The sequence below is a fragment of the Gammaproteobacteria bacterium genome (assembly GCA_022450155.1).
Classification (GTDB): Bacteria; Pseudomonadota; Gammaproteobacteria; order Arenicellales; family UBA868; genus REDSEA-S09-B13.
On record JAKUQR010000056.1, the window covers coordinates 1 to 4,865 of the forward strand.

General features: G+C 47.8%; 4 protein-coding genes. All 4 read right to left on the reverse strand.

Going from position 1 to position 4,865, the window contains the following annotated elements; all coding sequences use genetic code 11:
• Positions 1 to 384 (reverse strand): hypothetical protein (locus MK323_15005; protein MCH2483453.1); only part of this gene is annotated, 384 nt, incomplete at its 3' end.
• A 669-nt stretch (positions 385 to 1,053) separates the two neighbouring features.
• Entirely contained in the window at positions 1,054 to 1,773 is a 720-nt protein-coding gene (locus tag MK323_15010; protein MCH2483454.1) for a spermidine synthase, read from the reverse strand.
• 804 nt (positions 1,774 to 2,577) lie between these two features.
• Entirely contained in the window at positions 2,578 to 3,435 is an 858-nt protein-coding gene (locus MK323_15015) for a phytanoyl-CoA dioxygenase family protein (protein ID MCH2483455.1), read from the reverse strand.
• Positions 3,436 to 4,064: 629 nt separating this feature from the next.
• On the reverse strand, positions 4,065 to 4,727 hold the full coding sequence (locus MK323_15020; GenBank protein ID MCH2483456.1) for a glutathione S-transferase family protein: 663 nt from the start codon (positions 4,725 to 4,727) through the stop codon (positions 4,065 to 4,067).
• Positions 4,728 to 4,865: the final 138 nt, after the last annotated feature.

The following is a 4,865-nucleotide window of genomic DNA, read 5'->3' on the forward strand; positions in this document are numbered from 1 at the left end:
ATTCAGTGCGTAACACAGTCTAATTCTCTTTACTGACCGCCCAGAATGCTGAATAAAAATCCTGTCACCTTCGTCACCTGTTAGGGCATTTGCGCCAATCACTGCCCAAAGCCGACCGGTATCCCCTTTTGCTCTTATGAATCGGAAATAACAATTCCCCAGTCCAGATTTGAAATATAGGTAAGCCCAAGAACCAACAAGTTGCACCATGTCTATTTTGCAATTTCCAGTCCATTTAGTTGATGCAGCTTGTTCAGCTGTAAAATTTGCTACGTATGTTCCAACCTGACCGGACTCAACCCCACTAGTTGTCTTTGAATCACTACAACCAGCTATAAGAACAATCAGAGATATCACTAACCATCGAAAATAGTTTCTCCTCATGAGTTGTATTCCTCGTTTTGAAGTATGTACAGACGTTTCATACCGCTATCTTATTCGTGTTACAGAGAGGCAACCAGAGCAGAGAATTGGGTGGAGAGACTAAGCTGACAGCAAGACAAAGGTCCAGACAGACAGAGACTGGAATCTCTAAAAATAGAGGGTTTCTAATAAAACTGAAGTTTGCTTAGTTCATTTTCTAAAACTGAGGGGTATCGAAAAACACTATAAATAAAGGCTTTTCTTACACCCAGAATCAGGGACCTTTAGAGCAAAAAACCTAGGTTTTAAGCCAAATATTGGGTATTCACGTGCAATTCTGTGACCGAAACAGGGTATTGTCCTTAACTGGTCACCAGAATGGGTTTAAAGGTCTGCTTTTCAGCGATGTCTGTCGACATTCTTATCTCCTACCGATGAGTAGATTCCTTGCAATCATGTCATCCATCTCATATAGGTTTTCTCGCAATTCATCATCGGTTAAACATGCAAATCGAAAGATGCTTTTCATTGTAGGCACGAATCGACAGAGGAATGGGTAGATGTGTTTCATCCCGCTATCTTATTCCTGTTCGGCAGAACCATCCACAAGCGTGTGAGAATGCCTGCCGGCCGTGGAATCCATGGCTTCCGTTAAACCCTTCCCCGGTAAGGGAACCACGGTGCTAACACTCATCCGGCTCTGTAAGCGAGATAAATAGTGTTAGACGATTCACCACCCGTGTATGGATTCGGAAAGGTCACTAGGTGAAACTCTGCAGATGCAAATACCTCGTCCAGCAAACTGCTGAACGCTTCATCCGGCGGATCGTTGGACCAGAGACCGAAGACACCGCCGGGATGCAACGAGGCCGCCAGCGCAGTAAGGCCAGCCCCGGTGTAGAACGCGCTATTCCCCGTGTCCAGCCAGTGGCTGGGAGAATGGTCAATATCGAGCAACACGGCGTGAAACAAACGGCCCGGGTTATCCGGGTCGAAACCGCCAGATGACGCGGCCAGTTTAAAGAAATCTCCGTGCACCAGGGAACAGCGCGAATCCAGTGCAAGCTTGTCCCCTAGCGGCACCAGTCCGAGCCGGTGCCACGAGATCACGGGTGCCATGGTCTCGATGACCAGCAACGAGCGAACTGCCTCATTTTCCAACGCCTCTGCAGCGGTATAGCCAAGACCCAGACCACCAACGACCACGTCGAGTTCTTCGGCATCGAGCGACTGTAGCGCGAGTGCGGCGAGTTCTTCCTCCGCCTCGACAAACAGGCTGGACATCAGGAATTCCTCACCAAGCTTGACCTCGTAGAGGACCTTGCCACCCAACCTCGGTTCCGAGCGCCGTCGCAGGCTGATCGCACCCAGCGGTGTCTCCTGGTAATCGAGTTCCGCGAATTCGAACATCTACTAAAACCGACCGCAGCGCAACGATCGCTTTGGCTTAGATTTCATTTCTGGAGTTGCGAGTCGAGCATCACAATATGGGTCGGCATAGCCTTTAACGGCAAACACAAACAAGACAATAAACAGAATTGGCCTCATACCACTATCTTATTCCTGTTTAGCAGAAGCATCCACAGGCGTATGGGTGAGCGGATAGGACATCATTAACACCACCGAAAAGTAAACTATTTATCAGCCTCAACCTAAACTTTTTGAGGCTTCAATGTCACCCATTTCTGGAACGATATTTGCGTAGTCCTCGTTGTTTCTTCATCAAAAGGTTGGTTACCGGTAACCATTAAAACCTAAACTTTTTAGAGTTAACAGGTAAACTATTTCCTACCTATAAACAGGTTACTTTTTGGAGAGTAATATGAGCAGCTTAGACGTAATTCAAGGTACCTACGCCGCTTTTGGTGAGGGCGACATGGAAAAATTAGCATCGCTGTTTGCAGAAGATTGAAATGGTACCGTACCAGATCATATGCCAAATGGTCGCGTATACCATGGAGCATCGGATTTTATCCAAAACTTTCTAGAAAAACTGACGGAAGTCTGGTCTGATTTCGGCTTAGAGCCGATCAGATTCTATGAATCAGGCGACACAGTCTTTATGCATGGCAAGATAACTGCAGGTGGGAAAACAACCGAGACGATTCACATGTGCGTAGCCAAAGATGGGAAGGCCGTTAGCTGGCAACCCTTCGATGACACCCACTCTATGATATCTGCAGCTAGTTAGAGAGGGTTGTTAGTTTCAGAGAGCTAACGTACGCGCGGAAAAGTTGCGCATTCAAGTGATTGACCGTTCACTAGCCCGTCGCCTCTTTCATTGGGGTTGCATTCCCACGACTTGTCGTTAAACCGAGCGTCGTCGCCGAACCAGTGAGTGCAGATAACTCGTCGGCGATTGCGCCGCTGCGGATTCCCGGGTGCGCTGTGGTGAGTGCGAAAATTTAAAATAGCGCAGTCACCTGGATTCATCGGTGCGCATGCGATTGTGTGGTCACCGGGGTCCAGATCCCATCTCGGTGGGTCGGGTCGTGCATGCCCTCGCATGCTTTTCGAAGTGAAAAAATCTATTCCGCGGTAATCATCGTGCAATTTGTGCGAGCCGAGTACAAAGCGAAGCGCTGTTTCGACGGGAACATAATCCAATGCCATCCAGACATTGCAGACCTGTGTGCCCGATACCGGCCAATACGCCTCATCGTAGTGCCACGGTGTGCGTGCGCTGGTCCCGGGTTCCTTGACGATCGCCATATCGAAATACAGTAGCAAAGAGCGAGATCGCATCACCGTTTGGGCAAGTGCAGAAGCAGGTGATTCAAATGTAAATTTTCGAAATGAAGGAAGCCGTTTCCACAGAAAGGTGTCGAAGAAGAAATTGCCCGATTCTCCCTTTTTTTGATGTGTTGCGTGCTGATCACTATAAGACCGGGTCCGTATCACCGCGGCGATTGCCCGCCGGCCTTGTTCAATCCAGTCGTCACTGAATGCTCCGCGCAGACACACAACGCCGTCTCGCTCATAAGCTCGAACCACATCTTCTCCAGGTTTACCCGTGGCATCCAGTTCGAAGCTTTCCAACTCCTCAACTGAGTTGACGGCTGCTACCTTCATGCCTGATTCTCTGAAGTGTGTATGAGTGCACGGACTCTACATTAACCGTATGCGTGGTTTTTCGGAAGCTTTGTTGTTGTTGGGGCGCGAATAGTGCAGAAATGTGGAACAGATCTGTGGGTAAATTCCTCCAGGAGGATATTCCTCAGAAATCCCTCCGCTGTGTGAAGACAATATATTTAATTAGTAGAAAGGTCAGTGGGGTGGGGTGGAGTGATATCCTTGCCCTACCCCAAACATTGCGCATATACCCTCCAAAGTGGGGCTGTACGGCTACAGAATGAGCCACAGAGGATGCTTTTGAGCGACTTTTCGGTTTGGTACTTCCATAAGGGGTAGTCAGTGATTTCGCATCTCTCTACCTTTTGCCTCCAAGTACCGTCATCCAGTTCATCGTAGGCACATTCCTTACACTTCAAATTAATTGCTTCCTGTCTAGTGGTCATGGTTGCACCTCCTGTTGTTAATAAATAGGCAGTACTCAGGTACCAACGAGTAGGCAAAGAAAAAGGAGGCGCGAAGCCTCCTCTTCTATATGACGGTTGATTCAGTGATCAGTTGAACTGATCAGGATTGGGTATCCAGTCGTAATCTCTATGACGGAGAGGGTAGGTCAATCTATTAATGATTTAGTGACCATTCATGACGAATGTTTTTGCAACATCTGGCTCCTTGAGCATCGCTTGATAGCTACGCTGTATGTTTATCAACCGTTGGTTTGCGGGAACACTCGATGTTGGAGACGATGACACTACTCGATCCTTAATAGAGGGGTCCCAGGCAGTGAGCATGTGTAAGTGGATATCGGCTGTACTGAGTCCGCTGCCCAGAAGAAAAGGTCCTTCTGTTCGGCCGAGTGATTTTTCAATAAACGAAATTATCGTATTTAGTTTTGACGATGCACGAGAAGTAACTTGATCACTGCAGTTTGGATCATCGGTGTATTTATAGGTGTACAGCTTCAAGACCATTGTTTCCTGCAGGGTGTTGGTAATGTAAACCATCCATTGGATATAGCTGGCTCGGTCGGGATGATCCAAGGGAGGGCTAAGCTGTGTATGAGAGTGTTTGTCAGCCAAATAGATGGAAATAGCAGCAGATTCAATGATGACTTGATCATCAAAGACTAGCGTGGGAATTCGACCGTGTGGGTTAAGTTTGAGGTACTCCGGATCACGTTCGGTGTCCCTAGAGATATTTACTTTGATGAATTCATACGGAAGTCCGCTTTTTTCTAGGACGCAATGAGGCGCAAGGCTAGCTCCACCTAGTGCGCCGTATAGCTTATACATTGGCTCGCTCCCTTGCAGTGCGTTGGCATTGACTTCAAACTTTCGGTCTAGCACGAAGTTTAGCTTTGGTTGTACATTAGAGCTAGTCAGTACTGTGCTTTTTTAGAAGTCCTCCGATGGTGTAGTTGATGTACTAAC

Excerpts from the sequence above, each read along its gene's own strand:
- MK323_15010 (MCH2483454.1), bottom strand. The coding sequence starts at position 1,773 with ATGTTCGAATTCGCGGAACTCGATTACCAGGAGACACCGCTGGGTGCG.
- MK323_15015 (MCH2483455.1), bottom strand. The coding sequence starts at position 3,435 with ATGAAGGTAGCAGCCGTCAACTCAGTTGAGGAGTTGGAAAGCTTCGAA.
- MK323_15020 (MCH2483456.1), bottom strand. The coding sequence starts at position 4,727 with ATGTATAAGCTATACGGCGCACTAGGTGGAGCTAGCCTTGCGCCTCAT.